The organism is Neobacillus sp. plas4, assembly GCF_057221695.1.
On the sequence record NZ_CM170152.1, the window covers coordinates 4,291,898 to 4,308,017 of the forward strand.

15 protein-coding genes are annotated in these 16,120 nt (G+C 40.2%); 7 read left to right on the forward strand and 8 right to left on the reverse strand.

All coding sequences use genetic code 11. The features are described 5' to 3' along the window. The first annotated feature begins 12 nt into the window (after nucleotides 1-12). The 3 genes from AC2TFD_RS21625 (at nucleotide 13) to AC2TFD_RS21635 (ending at nucleotide 3,035) form a co-directional block, all read left to right on the forward strand. Nucleotides 13-777 carry an IclR family transcriptional regulator gene (locus AC2TFD_RS21625; protein ID WP_484673930.1) on the forward strand — a complete coding sequence of 255 codons (765 nt, stop codon included), beginning with the start codon at nucleotides 13-15 and terminating at the stop codon, nucleotides 775-777. 103 nt (nucleotides 778-880) lie between these two features. Beyond that, nucleotides 881-1,831: a fumarylacetoacetate hydrolase family protein gene (locus tag AC2TFD_RS21630; protein ID WP_335510631.1), complete on the forward strand. Its 951-nt coding sequence runs from the start codon at nucleotides 881-883 to the stop codon at nucleotides 1,829-1,831. Between the two features lie 79 nt (nucleotides 1,832-1,910). Beyond that, a complete protein-coding gene (locus tag AC2TFD_RS21635; protein ID WP_484673931.1) occupies nucleotides 1,911-3,035 on the forward strand; it encodes a cupin domain-containing protein in 1,125 nt (374 codons plus the stop codon). Between the two features lie 53 nt (nucleotides 3,036-3,088). On the opposite strand, the gene AC2TFD_RS21640 is transcribed toward AC2TFD_RS21635, so the two are convergent. Together AC2TFD_RS21640 and AC2TFD_RS21645 are read right to left on the reverse strand one after the other, a co-directional pair. Further along, nucleotides 3,089-3,424 (reverse strand): YolD-like family protein, encoded by a 336-nt coding sequence (locus AC2TFD_RS21640; protein WP_335510627.1) that lies wholly within the window; start codon nucleotides 3,422-3,424, stop codon nucleotides 3,089-3,091. Between the two features lie 16 nt (nucleotides 3,425-3,440). Continuing rightward, nucleotides 3,441-4,700, reverse strand: a complete 1,260-nt coding sequence (locus AC2TFD_RS21645) for a Y-family DNA polymerase (protein WP_335510625.1) — start codon at nucleotides 4,698-4,700, stop codon at nucleotides 3,441-3,443. A gap of 212 nt (nucleotides 4,701-4,912) precedes the next feature. Between AC2TFD_RS21645 and AC2TFD_RS21650 the strand changes: the two genes are divergently transcribed. Next, on the forward strand, nucleotides 4,913-5,107 hold the full coding sequence (locus AC2TFD_RS21650) for a YqzH family protein (protein WP_335510624.1): 195 nt from the start codon (nucleotides 4,913-4,915) through the stop codon (nucleotides 5,105-5,107). Nucleotides 5,108-5,140: 33 nt separating this feature from the next. Here AC2TFD_RS21650 and AC2TFD_RS21655 read toward each other — a convergent pair whose 3' ends face one another. Both AC2TFD_RS21655 and AC2TFD_RS21660 read right to left on the reverse strand, forming a co-directional pair. Then, nucleotides 5,141-5,938, reverse strand: a complete 798-nt coding sequence (locus AC2TFD_RS21655) for an SDR family NAD(P)-dependent oxidoreductase (RefSeq protein WP_484673932.1) — start codon at nucleotides 5,936-5,938, stop codon at nucleotides 5,141-5,143. A 10-nt stretch (nucleotides 5,939-5,948) separates the two neighbouring features. Next, entirely contained in the window at nucleotides 5,949-6,911 is a 963-nt protein-coding gene (locus AC2TFD_RS21660) for an MBL fold metallo-hydrolase (RefSeq protein ID WP_484673933.1), read from the reverse strand. Between the two features lie 190 nt (nucleotides 6,912-7,101). Here AC2TFD_RS21660 and proC point away from each other — a divergent pair, with 190 nt between their 5' ends. Both proC and AC2TFD_RS21670 read left to right on the forward strand, forming a co-directional pair. Further along, nucleotides 7,102-7,947, forward strand: a complete 846-nt coding sequence (proC, locus tag AC2TFD_RS21665) for a pyrroline-5-carboxylate reductase (RefSeq protein WP_335510618.1) — start codon at nucleotides 7,102-7,104, stop codon at nucleotides 7,945-7,947. A gap of 60 nt (nucleotides 7,948-8,007) precedes the next feature. Beyond that, nucleotides 8,008-9,156: a glycosyltransferase family 2 protein gene (locus AC2TFD_RS21670; RefSeq protein ID WP_484673934.1), complete on the forward strand. Its 1,149-nt coding sequence runs from the start codon at nucleotides 8,008-8,010 to the stop codon at nucleotides 9,154-9,156. Between the two features lie 221 nt (nucleotides 9,157-9,377). On the opposite strand, the gene rnz is transcribed toward AC2TFD_RS21670, so the two are convergent. Then, nucleotides 9,378-10,301, reverse strand: coding sequence for a ribonuclease Z (rnz, locus tag AC2TFD_RS21675; protein ID WP_335568404.1), 924 nt, complete (start codon nucleotides 10,299-10,301; stop codon nucleotides 9,378-9,380). 199 nt (nucleotides 10,302-10,500) lie between these two features. On the opposite strand from rnz, the gene zwf reads away from it, so the two are divergent. Continuing rightward, nucleotides 10,501-11,970 (forward strand): glucose-6-phosphate dehydrogenase, encoded by a 1,470-nt coding sequence (zwf, locus tag AC2TFD_RS21680; RefSeq protein WP_484676356.1) that lies wholly within the window; start codon nucleotides 10,501-10,503, stop codon nucleotides 11,968-11,970. 42 nt (nucleotides 11,971-12,012) lie between these two features. Here zwf and AC2TFD_RS21685 read toward each other — a convergent pair whose 3' ends face one another. From AC2TFD_RS21685 to AC2TFD_RS21695, 3 genes are all read right to left on the reverse strand, one after another. Next, nucleotides 12,013-13,293 carry a DNA polymerase IV gene (locus tag AC2TFD_RS21685; RefSeq protein ID WP_484673935.1) on the reverse strand — a complete coding sequence of 427 codons (1,281 nt, stop codon included), beginning with the start codon at nucleotides 13,291-13,293 and terminating at the stop codon, nucleotides 12,013-12,015. An 81-nt stretch (nucleotides 13,294-13,374) separates the two neighbouring features. After that, the gene (locus AC2TFD_RS21690) at nucleotides 13,375-14,496 is read right to left on the reverse strand and encodes a M20/M25/M40 family metallo-hydrolase (RefSeq protein ID WP_335510610.1); all 1,122 of its coding nucleotides are present in this window, start codon (nucleotides 14,494-14,496) and stop codon (nucleotides 13,375-13,377) included. A gap of 72 nt (nucleotides 14,497-14,568) precedes the next feature. Then, complete coding sequence (locus AC2TFD_RS21695) at nucleotides 14,569-16,119, reverse strand: acyl-CoA carboxylase subunit beta (RefSeq protein WP_484673936.1); 1,551 nt, start codon at nucleotides 16,117-16,119, stop codon at nucleotides 14,569-14,571. Between the last annotated feature and the right edge of the window lies 1 nt (nucleotide 16,120).

Sequence of the window (16,120 nt, forward strand, 5' to 3'; positions counted from 1 at the left end):
GAGGTGAATATGATGACAACTGAAACGAAAACGGTCGGTATTCAGTCCTTGCAAATTGGGTTAAACATATTAGAGATCTTAGCAAGGGAAAAAGAACCTCTAAAGTTTACTGATATCCAAAACCTAACTGCAATGACAAAAAGCAATTTATATAAATATTTGTCTACACTGTCCCAATTTGGATTAGTCTATCGTAATCCTTATACAAACGCGTATACGCTTGGACATAAATTAGTTCAGTTAGGAAATGCGGCTTTAGGTCAATCTTCTTTAATAGAAGTGGTTATTCCCTATATTAAAAAGATCACTGATAAAACGAACCTAACCGTACTGCTGGCCGTTCCTTCAAAAAATGGTCCACTGATTTCATATATTCAAAGTGCAGATGATTATGGAATAAATATTGGTGCTCAAATAGGGACACACTTACCACTCTCCTCTTCTACTGGCGTTGTTTTTTCAGCCTTTGAAAAAGACGTTCGTTTGAAAGAATGGGAAGAAGCTGAACTTTCAAGGTTCAATGAAAGTGAATTGCAGCAATTTCAAGCTGAAAAAGAAAAAACAAGAGGAATGTTCTTTGCTTCAAAAACCGAACCTCTAATAAAGCATGTCTCATCTTTTTGTGTCCCTCTATTAAATTTTAACAATGAACTAATTGGTGCAATTACCATCGTTGGTATTACTGAGACTGTACCAAAATCAGCAGATCATCCGACTGGACAATATGTTCTCAGTATCGCAAAAGAAATTTCAGAGTATTTCGGTTTAAAAAAATAAATTTCTGAAAACAAATAATATTGACAATTATCTCGTATTCTTTTACTATTTTTATAAATAGTGAACTAATTTCATAATTAGTGAAAAACAAGGAGGAGCAACAATGAAACTTATTAATTATACTGTCGCTGGACATACACGTGCAGGTGCAATCGTTGACAACCAAGTAATCGACTTAAACTATGCCTACCAAGCACAATTAAAAGCAGAAGGAAAATACCGATTCGAAGCAATCGCAAAAGCATATGTGCCAGAAAATACAGACGAGTTATACCAGGGTGGTAAAGAATCCCTTCAACTTGCGCAAAATGCAATCGATTTCATTTTGGCTAATCCTGAAAGCTTTGATAAAAAAGTCATTTATAACATCGAGGAAGTAAAGGTAGAGGCACCCGTTCAAAAACCAGGAAAAATTATCTGTGTTGGTCATAACTACCGCGAACATATTTTAGAAATGGGTCGTGAAATTCCATCAAACCCAGTTATTTTTGCGAAATTCGCAAATACAATCTTAGGTCCAGAGGACGATATTCCGTTCTATCCAATTTCTGACCAGCTTGACTATGAAGCAGAGTTTACTTTTGTTGTTGGCAAACAAGCCCGCAATGTTTCCGAAGAAGATGCATTAGACTATGTAGCTGGTTATACCATTACAAATGATGTAACCTATCGTGATATTCAACGACGCACGCTTCAATGGCTCCAAGGAAAAACAGTAGATGGCAGTGCACCAATGGGACCATATTTAGTAACATCCGATGAATTGCAAAATCCATCCGGCTTAGATGTTGTCCTAAAAGTAAATGGTGAAGTACGTCAAAAAACCAATACTGCTAATCTAGTATTCTCTGTTCAAAAATTAGTAGCTTTCTTATCGAATTTAATGACGTTAGAGCCAGGTGATGTTGTATTAACTGGAACTCCTGGTGGAGTTGGAGTTGCAATGAATCCTCCGCAATTCTTAAAAGATGGAGACGTTGTTCGTATCGAAATCGACAAAATTGGTGCACTTGAAAATAAAGTAAAGACAACAGAAGTCTTAGCTACTGTTTAAGGGGATTTTCAAGGGGTCAAGCAGCATTCGCTGCTCCCCTTTTCTCTATAAAATTTTAAATAATAAAGGAGAATGAGAAATGGCTGAAGTAAATCCAGAAGTTCAAGAGTTTATGAAAAGCTCAGTTGTAACCGATTACACAAGAGATATACAACAATACAACTTAGGACCTCTTTGGGAAGCAATTCCTACAATTATGCACAAAACGCCAAAGCCTCAAGCACAAGCTTATCTTTGGAGCGATGAATTAATCAAAAAGAAAATGGCAGAAGCGGCTCAAATCTTCACACCAGAACGGGGCGGGGAACGCCGGGCGATTTATTTTCAAAACCCTGGATTAACGTATCGTGAACCTTGGGGATGGGGATCTACTACCCAAACGATTTATGCAGCTGTTCAAATGTTATTACCTGGTGAAAAAGCACCATCCCACCGTCACTCACAAAGTGCATTGCGCTTTATTTCTGAAGGTTCTGGTGCATATACGATCGTGCAGGGTGAGCGTATTTTCATGGAGGAAGGTGACTTTTTAATTACTCCAAAGAATTTATGGCATGGGCACGCCCACTTAGGAACAGAGCCTATGTATTGGATGGATGCTTTAGATATTCCTACCATTTATGCAATCGGCGGTACATTCTTTGAACCTTATGAAGATGGTTTACAACAGCCAGATATTCCAGATAATTTCTCAGAGAGACGTTATCGCGGCGGCATGGTTCGTCCTGTTGGTGATGATAAATATACAGTTGCTCCACTTGCAAATTATAAATGGGATCGCACGGTAGAAGGAATTAAAGGGTTAATGGAATTCGATCCAGATCCACACCATGGATACGCAGTAGAGTACATCAACCCATCTACAGGTAAATCAGCAAACCCTACGCTTGGCACTAGAATGCAGCATTTACCACATGGCTTCCAAACAAAGGCATTACGCCATACGCACTCAACTGTTTACCAAGTACACAAAGGTTCAGGTCACACAGTTATCAATGGCATCCGTTTCGATTGGAAAAAAGGTGATTACTTCGTTGTTCCGAACTGGGCATGGTATGAACATACTGCCTCCGAAGACTCTTACCTATTCTCAGTAAACGACTTGCCAATTATGAACCGTTTCGACTTGGAACAAGAGCAATTGTTTGAAGAGTATAATGGCCACCAAAAAATTACTGGTGAATTTAAAGCGGATTTCCGTTAATACAATAATCCAAACAAGAGCGGATCCCGAAATGGGCCGCTCTTGTTGCATGTTTACACACCCGTTATTCTGATATCCGCTATTGCAGTAATCGGAATGCGGTGTATTTCTTCGAAGTGATCAACGATATGAAGCCTCCCAGTCATTTCGTCCCAATAATGAATTTTTCCAATAACAAGTTCATAATTACTCTTTCGATAATGGGTAATGGTAACAAATTGGTCAAATTCGATGGCTTCAGATAAGGTCTCATTCATGAGTTCGAGCTGCTGTTCATCTATTATTTTTTGCTCTTCATACTGATCTTCCTTTACCCAATCCCTGAGCAATTTGATGTGCTCAGGAAGCATCATCGAAACCCATTTGATCCTTCCGCGGTCACGAATCATCACATTCCCCCCTCTCTTATCTTTTGTGCCCGCCAACCAATGTAGCCCGGTGTCTTGCCGTTCCGGCAGCAGTATAGGAAACAGCTCGTAATAAGGCACCCGATCCAAATCGTCTTCGAACAGAATCAACCACGTAACCAAGTTCTCGCCGCTTTACCGCACCCATATCAAAAAGATCGAGCTGAAACTCGTGGTCATCGACGATATTTCCGATGCTAATCGCAATTTGCCTTACTGTCTTTCCTGTATAATGTTCGTAAAATAATTCGAGACAGACACGGTACAGGTCCATCGTTACATTTGTTGGCTGCATGATTGTTCTTGAACGATGAAAACCGCCGCCAAGTTCATCTTGGCTATAACCGATACTGAGGCTGACCGTCCTCCCAGCTTTGCGGCGGGAGCGCGCTCTTCGGGCTACCTCTTCACAGATTTCTAAAATCACATGCTTTATTTCTTCTTCGTCTTTATAATCTCTTAAAAGAATTTGGCTTTTGCCAAAGCTGATTTGCCCCTCAATAAGAGGTGCTCCCAGGTCTGAAAGGTCAACTCCCCAGGCGTGATGATAAAGCTGGTTACCCATGATTCCAAATTTCTTTTCCAGCGCTTGTAAATCATAGCGAGCCAGCTGACCAACTGTGAAAATGCCCATCCCATTTAATGTTTTTTCAACACGCCTGCCAATCCCCCACATTTCTCTGAGTGGTGAAACCTTCCATAGCTTTGTTTGGACGTCCTCATACTTCCATTCAGCAATTCCATGCTTCTTTGCTTCAAGATCGAGGCAAAGCTTCGATAATAACATATTAGGGCCAATTCCGACCGCACAGGGGAGCTGGAATTCACGTTCAATATCATCCTTAATTTTTGCTGCAATGGTAAAGGCATCCCCCCACATATGAAGTACTCCATCCACCTTAATAAAACTTTCATCAACGCTGTACGTGTGAATGGCTTCCTTTGGAACATACCGATTAAACAGACGGGTAATTTCAGTAGAAATACGCAAATAGGTTGCCATTTTTGGCTCAACAACTTGAATCCGGGGATCATCAGGAATCTCAAATAGCCTCGAACCTGTTTTAATTCCAAATTCTTTCTTTAAACGCGGTGATGCAGCAAGCACAACACTTCCATTTCGTTCTTTGTTACCGGCCACAGCTAGATAGCAAGTCAAGGGATCAAGACCAAGCATGACAGCAGCACAGCTTGCATAAAAACTCTTCATGTCTACGCATAAAATCTGATTGTGTGGTAACGTGCTGTAATCAACCATGACTTTTCCTCCCAATTTGAAAAGCGCAGGGCTCCCGCCCAAAGCTAGACTCTAAAATTATCGAACGTTTGTTCTTTATATTATATACATATCTTACGCGAATATGCGTTCGTATTCAATGGAAATTTTTTGAGGGATTTCATGGTTATGGTTATTTTTCGCAAATAGCTATTGTAGGAAAAAGCGGTATAATTGTGATGAGGTGCAGGTAAATGGAGAAAAAACTGATCATAAAAATGATAAAGAATTGCTTTAAACAATATTATGCTGAAGTGGATTCCCTCCCACTGAGCAGTGGAGATTTAGAGGAGCTTGCTGTTAAGATTATTAAAATAAAAGAAGAACAACCAGCTATAGAATTATACGAGGCGATAAATGATACGGTATATGAATTTTTAACAGGGTAATCTTTTCAAATCAAAAAAACCGCGATTGCGGTTTTACTTTTTGTTAAATGCCTTTTTTCCAATTCGTTCAAAAAGTCGCGGGAAGAGAACATATACGACACTGCCCATATTCATCCACCGGGGCAGGTTAATTTCCCTCGTTTTTGTCAGCATACTCTCAACAACTTTCCTTGCTACATATTCTGGCTGCAGCATGAATCTTTGAACATTTTTAACATACGTGCCTTTTTCGTCGGCAATGTTAAAGAAATTCGTTGCAATCGGTCCAGGATTCACAGATGTGACCAACACATTGTAATCACTAAGCTCCATCCTAAGGGAATTGGTGTAACCTAGAACAGCATGCTTAGTGGCAGAGTAAACACTTGATTTTGGCGTAGCGATTTTCCCTGCCTGAGACGCAATGTTAATAATATGCCCAAATTGGCGTTCGCGCATTTTTGGCAGAACCATGCTGGTACACGCCATAAGCCCAACCACATTGACATCGAACATCCCTTTGATTTCAGTCATCGTTGCTTCATGAGCTGCACGGAAAACACCGAATCCTGCATTGTTTACAAGAATATCAATATGATCAATTTTCTCGAGAATCTCGTAAAAAACTTCCTTTACTTTATCCGTATCCGAGACATCCAATTGGTAGACGTCTACCTTTACGTGATGCTTCTGCTCCAATTCTTTTTGCAGCTGATTGAGCTTTTCAATGCTGCGTGCTATAAGGACAAGATTAGCACCACTCGCTCCACAAAGCTTGGCAATTTCAGCACCGATTCCCCCGGATGCACCGGTAATAACAATATTTTTTCCCTTAAGTTGTTCTCTCGCCATATATTACACCTCATCTAGCCTGATAAAGGACAGGTTGTTGATCCTTATTACTAATAATCTCGCCGATTGAGGCTAAATAGTCAAGCTGACCCACTGTTTCCGATAGTGTCAGCATTAATTCACGCTTATAAGCGGAAGGAAAAAGACGTTTGCAAAGTTCAAATACCGTTTGCCGTTCTTCTTTAAGCCAATCATTGACCTTCATCGCCCTTTCATGTTGATGAATCAGCCTTTTTTCGATTAACTCTTTTAGTTGAAACACTTCAGCACCGTGACCCGTATAGACAAACTGAATGGGATAAGACAATAGTTTCTTCATCGAGTGATTATGTTGCAGCTGTGGCTTCGGTCTTTCTTTTTCACCAGGCGCCGGCGTTTCAAGGAATGGGTTGGGTGAAATATGTGCAAGAATTAAATCCCCTCCGATCAGTACGCCATCTTTTTCACGAAAAAGAGCAATATGGCTCTGGGCATGTCCAGGGGTCTCCAATACCGTCCACTCCGTAAGTCCAGGCGGGCTCATTCCTTCAACCAGCTCTCCAGTTAAGGAGCGATTACAGGAGTACTTCAGGGTATCCATTAACATGGAACGAGATGGAAGAAGTTCTTGTGGTAAACCATAGTCAAGAAATTCTGCACCAAAAAATTTCTCTTGTTCTTCAAAAAAAGCATCGGTTGGATGAATCCATCTTTCATTAAGCGGGTGACCATATACCTCAATCTTATCGGATAAAAAATCCAGCATTCCAACATGATCCGGATGATGATGGGTAATAATGACTTGTTCAATATCATCAGGGGTTAAATGTAATTCAGTCAGCTGCTGCTTAAATGCCGCCCATGACGCTTTTGTTTTGACCCCACAATCGACAAGTGTCAAACGCTCTCCTTTAATTAAAAATACATTAACATCGCCGACCGCAAAAGGAGTCGGCAAAATAATTTTCGCAATTCCGTCTTTCCATTGAGTCATTCAAAAAGCTCCTATCGATGTAAACATTTTTTGACAATTTATATTTAAGATAAAGTGTAACGATTTTCTTCTGCATTGTCATTTTTTCTGCATGGTTTATTTAAATAGTTGAAAAATTATGTAACTTTATTTCTTGACAGATAAGGGTTTATCAAGCATAATCACTGAAAAATCTTTAGGGGGCTTAACGTTGAAAAAACTAGCGTTTATCGGTGCAGGCTCAATGGCAGAAGCACTAATTTCAGGGATTCTTGAAAAAAGTTTAATGGATAGCAAGAATATTTGGGTAACGAACAATTCCAATTCAGAAAGGTTGAAAAAGCTAAGTGATACTTATGGTATCAGTGGAAGCTATGATTTAAACGAATTGCTCACAGGTGCAGACATGGTCATATTATCGATGAAACCAAAGGATGTTGCACCAGCGATACAATCTATTCGGGAATATTTAACCGAAGAAATGCTCGTCGTCTCAGTCTTAGCAGGAGTGTCCATTAACACCATTGAAGCATTAGCAGGATTGCCAATCGCCATTGTTAGGGCAATGCCCAATACATCGGCGGCGGTTGGAAAATCTGCCACCGCCGTTGCGGTAAATGACCGTGTTACTTCCCAACAAATTGAGGCAATGAAAAATTTGTTTGGAACCGTTGGCTTGACAACTTTTGTTGAGGAGGAACAGCTGGACGCCGTAACAGGACTTTCTGGAAGCGGTCCTGCTTATATTTATTACCTTATTGAGGCAATGGAAAAAAGTGCTGTAGAGGTTGGACTCGACAAGGAAATGGCGAGTGAATTAATCGTGCAAACCTTAATTGGGGCTGCTGAAATGGTGAAAAATTCAACAAAGTCATCTGAGCAGCTGCGCAGAGATGTTACAAGTCCTGGAGGAACCACAGAGGCTGGTGTCAAAGTACTTGAAGATCATCAAGTCCAACAAGCATTTATTTCTTGTATTAAGGCTGCAACTGCCCAATCAAAAAAAATGGGGGCGGCCTTACGTGAACAGCTGGAAGTGACCGAACCAACTACTTAATTTGGATGTTTGGTTCTATTCATTTAAACTAGCATTAAAAGGTTTTGGGAAGTGTACGCGATGTTAACCATTCTATTTGCTTTAGAAATTTTTGTCTGGATTGTTTTTCTCCTAGACGGTTTAATAGGTTTACGAAAAATAGACGCTTTAGAAATTGAACAAAGCTTGGAAAACGGACCACTGTTATCGGTCATTGTTGCGGCCCGTAATGAGGAAAAGCAAATACAACCCAGTGTTCTCAGTCAGTTAAATCAAACTTATCAAAACGTTGAATGGATTCTCGTCAACGATCGGTCAACGGATGATACTGGGCTTATGATGGAGGAGTTGCGGCTAAAAGACCGGCGGATTTCAGTTCTTCATATAGATGAATTACCAGAAGGCTGGCTTGGAAAAAATAACGCCTTATATAGAGGATTCCTTGGAGCTTCTGGGAACTGGATTTTATTTACGGATGCGGATGTAAGATTTGAAAGAGAGGCATTTGCAAAGGCACTTCATTATTTTGAAAGAAATGAGCTGGACCATTTAACAGCTTCCCCAAACTTGAGCGCAAAAAACTTTTGGCTTAAATCATTTGTTGCCTTTTTTCTATTTGGTTTTTCCTATTTTAAAAGACCTTGGGCAGCTAATAATCCAAAGTCAAAAATCGGGACTGGGATTGGGGCTTTTAATCTTGTTTCAAGAAAAGCATATGAAAGCTTTGGAACGCATGAAATGGTGAAAATGCGACCGGACGACGATCTACAGCTAGGAATGAGAATGAAACGATCTGGATATCGTCAAAGAATTGTCACCGCGTTGAAGCTCATTGAGGTTGAATGGTATGGAAGTTTGCAGGAAGCATTTGTCGGACTCGAAAAAAATACATTTGCCGGATTACATTACCGGGTAAGTATGGTATTTTTTGCGATATTCGGGGTTTTTATTACGAATGTTCTGCCCTTCATAACAATATTTTCTTCTAATAAAATAGTCGCACTATTAAGCTTAGGAATTATTGTGTTAAGCGGGATTCACTACATAATGGTCATCAAAAAAATGACCATCTTCTCTCCTGCAATGTTTCTCGTATTGCCTGTGACTGCTCTCTTGTTTATCTATTCAATCATCCGTGCCAGCTGGCTAACCTATAGACGCGGCGGCATTATGTGGAGAGGAACACTGTACAAGTTAAGCGAGTTACGGGAAAAGGATAGGGAGCATTAAGCAGGAATGGTTTTATGAACAGTTACGGTCACTATAGAGATGGCAAATAGTGACCATAACTGACGGGCATCGCGGATATAATTCAATTAACGCTGATATATCCGTTTTATCGCAGATATATTTCATTTAACGCTGATATATCCGTTTTATCGCAGATATATTTCATTTAACGCTGATATATCCGTTTTATCGCAGATAAATTTAAATTAACCCTAATATCACTATTTACTCGGTATGTTGATTTCTTTAAAGTCTTCGGCAATGTCTGTATTCGTAAAGATTTCCTGTGCTTCCATTACGAGTTCACGCCATGCCTGACGGTCGTAACGTGAGCTGATATGGGTTAAACAGAGCTGCTTGCTGCCAGAGCGTCTAGCCGCTTCTGCGGCCTGGTGAGTGGTCGAGTGAAAATAATCAAAGGCCAACTGCTCTTCCCCTTTTGAAAAAGTAGCTTCATGTATTAACAAATCAGCATCCCTTGCCAATGAAATAGCATTATCGCAATATCTTGTATCGCCAAGAATAGTCACAATCCGTCCCTTTTGATTTGGCCCTAGGTAATCTTCAGGGATGATGACTCTGCCATTTTCAAGCGTCACACTTTCACCTTCTTTTATTTTTCGGAAAATAGGACCGGGCTGTACTCCGTCTTCAACAAGCTTATCGGCCAAAAGAGTCCCAGGTTTGTCTTTTTCGACAATGCGATACCCATATGAGGGAATGCCGTGCTCAAGCAGCCGTGCTTCTACACGAAACTGTTCATCTTCAAAAATAATTCCCTCATCAATTTCTATAATCTTTAACGGGTATTTTAAGTAGGTTTGACTGACAGAAAGACTTATCGTTATAAATTCCTTTATACCTTTGGGACCGTAGACGATTACTTCTGATTCACCGCCTTGAAAAGAACGACTCGCTAATAAACCGGGAATACCATAGATATGATCGCCATGAAGATGGGTAACGAAAACTTTCTCGATTCTGCGAGGTTTTATGGATGTATGTAAGATTTGATGCTGGGTTGCTTCACCGGCATCAAATAACCAAATCGCGCCTCGCTCTTCGAGTAATTTTAAGGCAATTGAAGTAACATTGCGAAGCTTTGCCGGAACACCAGCACCCGTTCCTAAAAAAAGGATATCCAACCCAACTCCTCCTTTTCGATATAATGTTACAAATAATATAGCATATCACTTGCACAAATGCCCTATATCCGTGGTATTCTCTTTTAAAGGGATTTAGATTTCATACATGCTTCAATCAATTTTGGCTAAATCTAAATTGAATACATATTAAGGAGAGGTAATGACAGTGGAACAATCAAGAAATATGACATCATTAATCATGATTTTCGGTGCAACAGGAGATTTAGCTATTCGAAAGCTCTTTCCCTCCCTTTACCGCTTGTTTCAAAAAGGAAAGTTAGATAAATTTGCGGTCGTTGGCGTGGCCAGGAGACCATTATCAACCGAAGATTTTCAAAATTCTGTGAAGGACTCCGTTTTAAACGCTCTAGGTAAGAAAGATAAAATCGATGAGTTTGTGTCTCATTTCTACTATCAGTCACATGATGTAGCGGATTCCAGCTCTTATTTAGCTCTAAAAGATTTGGCAGAGCAGATTGATGAGCAATATGAGTTAGAAGGAAATCGAATTTTTTATCTTGCTATGGCACCTGAATTCTTCGGTCCAATTGCCCTCCATTTAAAATCCGATGGATTGACCGATGTAAAAGGCTACAAACGCCTGGTCATTGAAAAACCATTCGGGCATAATTTAGAATCGGCAAAAGAGTTGAATAAGCAAATTCGAACTGCTTTTTCAGAGGAAGAAGTTTACCGAATTGATCACTATTTAGGGAAAGAAATGGTTCGGAATATTGAAGTTATTCGTTTTGCCAATGCGATATTTGAACCATTATGGAATAACCGTTATATCTCCAATATTCAAATTACGTCCAGTGAGGTACTCGGAGTAGAAGAACGCGGCCGTTATTATGAAACAAGCGGTGCACTCCGGGATATGGTGCAAAACCATATGATGCAGATGGTAGCATTGCTTGCAATGGAACCGCCAATTAAGTTAACGACCGATGAGGTCCGCTCTGAAAAGGTCAGAGTGTTTCGGTCATTACGTATGATTAAGGGAGAAAAGGTAGATAAATATTTTGTCCGCGGACAATATGGTGCAGGAATGGTCGAGGATGAGCAGGTGCCTGAGTACCGTGCTGAGCCAATGGTGAACAAAGAATCAAATACAGAAACGTTCGTGGCTGGAAAGATTATGATTGATAATTTCCGCTGGGCAGGCGTTCCATTTTATATTCGTACAGGAAAAAGAATGGCAACTAAATCAACGAAAATCGTTGTTCAATTTAAAGACATTCCGATGAACCTTTATTATCAGCCGGAAAAACTGTTAAATCCGAACCTGCTTGTCATTCATATCCAGCCAGAAGAAGGCATTACATTACATCTTAATGCTAAAAAAGCTGGCGGCCATCTTGATGCCCAAGAAGTTAAACTAAGTTTTGCCAATACTGGAATTCATGCGATGAATACCCCTGAAGGATATGAAAAGCTCCTTTATGACTGTATGAGAGGGGACGCGACGAACTTTACTCATTGGGATGAAGTTGCCTACTCTTGGGCGTTTGTAGATAATATTTCTGAAGTATGGGAGAATAACAAAGCGGATTACTATCCAAACTATCCTTCCGGATCAATGGGGCCGGAGGCAGCAGATAAGCTATTAGAAAAAGACGGATTTTTCTGGTGGCCTGTTAATGCATTAGATGTTGATATTTGTAAATAAAATAAAAGGCTCCGCTTTTGTCATTAAACAAGAGCGGGGCCTTTAATCATCTTCTTCTTTATTTTTTTGAGGGAAGGTTCGTAGAAAATCTTTATTAAAACTGGTTCCGGTTCCCACATTATCAGCATGTTTGATTTTTTTTGTGCCGGCATTTTCAATAATATGTTTCCCGTATTTATCACGTAGAGTAGAAAGTGTTTTGAGTAACGGCTCTTTTTTTGCATCTTTTTCAAAAGAAAACAAATCAAGCTGCTTAAAAGCCAAATCTTGCTCAACTAAATCATATCCAGTTATGCCTAACAAACGGACAGGATCTCCATTCCAAGCTTTCAGAAAAATATGCTTTGCAAGGGTTGCGATGTCCTCTTTATGTTGAATGGGATTTGAAAGCTTTTTACTTCGTGTAATCGTTTTGCGGTCTTTAAAACGGATTGTGATCCCCACTGTGGCTGTTAGGACATTTTTACGTTTAAGCCTTATTGAAACAGTTTCAGCCAAAGATTCCAGTACCCTATTCAGCTCTTGTTGATTGCTAGTATCCTTCGGCAAGGTGGTTGAATTCCCAATACTCTTAAACTCCGAAACCGCATCAGGGTCAACAGGCCGAGGATCAATTCCATTTGCCCTTTCCTTTATTCGAATACCATTAATACCGAGCAGTGATTTTAGTTGTATCTCATTTCCAGCAGCTAACTCTCCAATCGTGTGAATACCAATGGTCGTTAACTTCTCTGCTGTTTTTTTACCAACTCCATGCATTTCATTCGTATTTAATGGCCACAACACAGAGGGGATATCCCGCTTGCGAAGGATTGTTATTCCCATTGGTTTTTTCATATCTGAAGCTGTTTTAGCTAAAAATTTATTGGGTGCGATTCCAATACTGCATGGCAAATCCAGTTGTTCAAGGACCCTTGTTTGAATACTTTGGGCGATTTCGATTGGACTGCCGAGCTCATAGGAATCGGTTATATCTAAATACCCTTCATCAATTGATACCGGTTCCACCAGTTCGGAATAATTTCTTAGAATTTCAAACATAGCAATCGACGCAGTTCGGTATCGTTCAAAATTGGGCTTCCTTACAATTAACTGCGGACAGAGCTTCTTTGCTTCCCATAGTGGCATCGTCGTCTTGACCCCAAATTTTCTCGCTTCGTAGCTGCAAGTAATAATGATTCCACGTCGCTCCTCAACGTTTCCCGCTACGGCAAGCGGCTTACCCTTAAGCTCCGGGTCATACGCCATCTCCACGGAGGCATAAAAGCTATTCATATCCACATGCAGTATCACTCTTCCCTTTTTCGGATACATTTCCTTCACGTAGAATCGACTCCTAATCAAATGGGTATGTATTATAGTATAACAAAAAGGAGAACCAGATGGCTCTCCTCTATTCTATCCTTATTGGTTTGCAACTTCTTCAATAATCGCGATTGTCATTTCTGCTAACTTGTTTAATTCTTCAATTGACATGCGCTCGTTCGTTGTATGAATGTCTTCATAACCAACAGCCAGGTTTACGGTTGGAATGTTAAATCCAGCAATAACGTTTGCATCGCTTCCACCGCCGCTATGCTGTAATTCACAGCTGCGGCCGATTTTCGCTGCTGCTTTACGAGCGATTTCTACGACTTGGTCACCTTCACCAAATTTAAAGCCTGGGTACATAACCACAATTTCAACTTCTGCTCTTCCACCCATGTCAGCCGCTGTTGTTTCAAAAGCTTCTTTCATTTTGGCCGCTTGTGCTTCCATCTTTTCAGCAATTAGTGAACGCGCTTCTGCTAATATATCAACACGGTCACATACAATATTTGTAGCTGAACCGCCTTCAAACCTGCCAATGTTCGCAGTAGTCTCGGAATCAATTCTACCTAATGACATTTTTGCAATCGATTTTGCAGCAATCGTAATAGCAGAGACTCCTTTTTCTGGTGCTACACCTGCATGAGCTGTTTTTCCATAGATAACAGCTTTTATCTTAGCCTGTGTTGGAGCTGCAACGACGATATTTCCTACTAAACCATCACTGTCTAACGCATAACCATATTTTGCTTTTAATAAGGAAGAGTCAAGTGCTTTCGCCCCAACAAGTCCAGATTCTTCTCCAACCGTGATAACAAATTGAATCATCCCGTGTGGAATATTCTGTTCTTTTAGAACACGGATGGTTTCAAGCATAACCGATAAACCGGTTTTATCATCTGCGCCTAAAATCGTTGTACCATCGGAAACTACATAGCCATCTTTTATCGACGGCTTTACACCTTTTGCTGGAACGACTGTATCCATATGTGATGTAAAGTAGATAGGATCAACACCTTCTTTTGTTGCGGCCAAGGTACAAATTAAATTTCCGGCACCATGCCCTGTAATAGCTGTTGTGTCATCTTCAATTACATCCAGACCTAAGTCGGTAAACTTTTGTTTTAATACTTTTGCAATTTTAGTTTCGTATTTTGTTTCCGAATCAATTTGGACAAGCTCCAAGAATTCATTCAAAAGACGTTCATGATTAATCATTAGAATAACCCTCCGTTTTATATACTCACTGTATAAGTATACCCCTTCGGATACTTGTCATCAAATGATTGCTTAGAGTGGGATATTCCCGTGTTTTTTGAATGGCCTAGACTCTTTTTTGTTTCGCAGCATTTCTAAAGCTTGAATAATTTTTATTCTCGTTTCACGCGGATCAATCACATCATCCACCATCCCACGGCTTGCCGCTACATATGGATTGGCAAATTTTTCACGATATTCTTCAATTTTTTGCTGCCTTACCTGTTCTGGATTATTGCTATTTTGAATTTCCCTTGCAAAAATGATATTGGCTGCACCCTGTGGACCCATTACGGCTATCTCAGCATTGGGCCACGCAAAGACTAAATCAGCACCAATAGACTTGCTATTGAGTGCAACATAGGCACCCCCATAAGCTTTTCTTAAAATAACCGTCAGCTTGGGTACAGTTGCCTCTGAATAAGCATATAGTATCTTCGCTCCATGGCGAATAATCCCCCCATGCTCCTGTTTAACACCCGGAAAGAAACCTGTTACATCTTCTAGTGTAATAATTGGGATATTAAAGGAATCACAGGTACGAATGAATCTTGCGGCTTTGTCAGATGAATTAATGTCAAGTCCACCCGCCATTACCTTTGGCTGATTGCAAACAAATCCGACACTTTCACCTTTAATTCGTGCAAAGCCAACAACAATGTTTTTTGCAAAGCTTTTTTGAATTTCCATAAAAGAATCCGCATCGGCTAATTGTTCAATAACTAACCGGACATCATAAGGACGAACGGCGTCAAATGGAATAACATCCGTTAAATCCGGACGATAATCATTTTCTTCTTCAACTGGAAGTCTTGGAGGCTTTTCTTCATTATTTTGAGGAAGATAACTTAGAAGTTTTCGAACCTCTTCTATAACTTCCTGCTCGGAAGGAGCTTCAAAATGTGCATTTCCGCTAATGCTATTATGAACATGAGCTCCACCAAGATCCTCAGCTGAAATCTTTTCACCCGTTACGGTTTCAATTACTTTTGGACCTGTAATAAACATTTGACTTGTTTTCTCAACCATAAAAACGAAATCTGTAATGGCTGGTGAATAAACGGCACCACCGGCGCAAGGTCCCATGATAACGGATATCTGTGGAATCACTCCCGAATATATTGCATTTCGATAAAAAATATGACCGTAACCATCTAGCGAAACAACACCTTCTTGGATTCGAGCCCCGCCCGAATCATTTAAGCCAACAAATGGCGTTCCATTTTTAGCCGCTAAATCCATGACATTGGCAATTTTTTGGGCATGCATTTCCCCAAGCGCTCCGCCAAATACCGTAAAATCTTGTGAAAATAAGTAAATCGGTCTGCCGTTTACTTTGCCATAACCAGTAACAACACCGTCACCAGGTCCCTTCTGTTCATCAAGACCAAAGTCGTTTGTTCTGTGCTCGATAAATGGACTTAATTCTATGAATGTCCCTTTATCGACTAAAAGTTCTATTCTTTCTCTAGCCGTTAATTTTCCTTTTTCATGCTGTTTTTCAATTCTTTCGTCTCCGCCCCCAAGTTCAACTTCCCGGCGCTTATCATATAATTCATTAATTTTTTCATAAATGTCAATCATT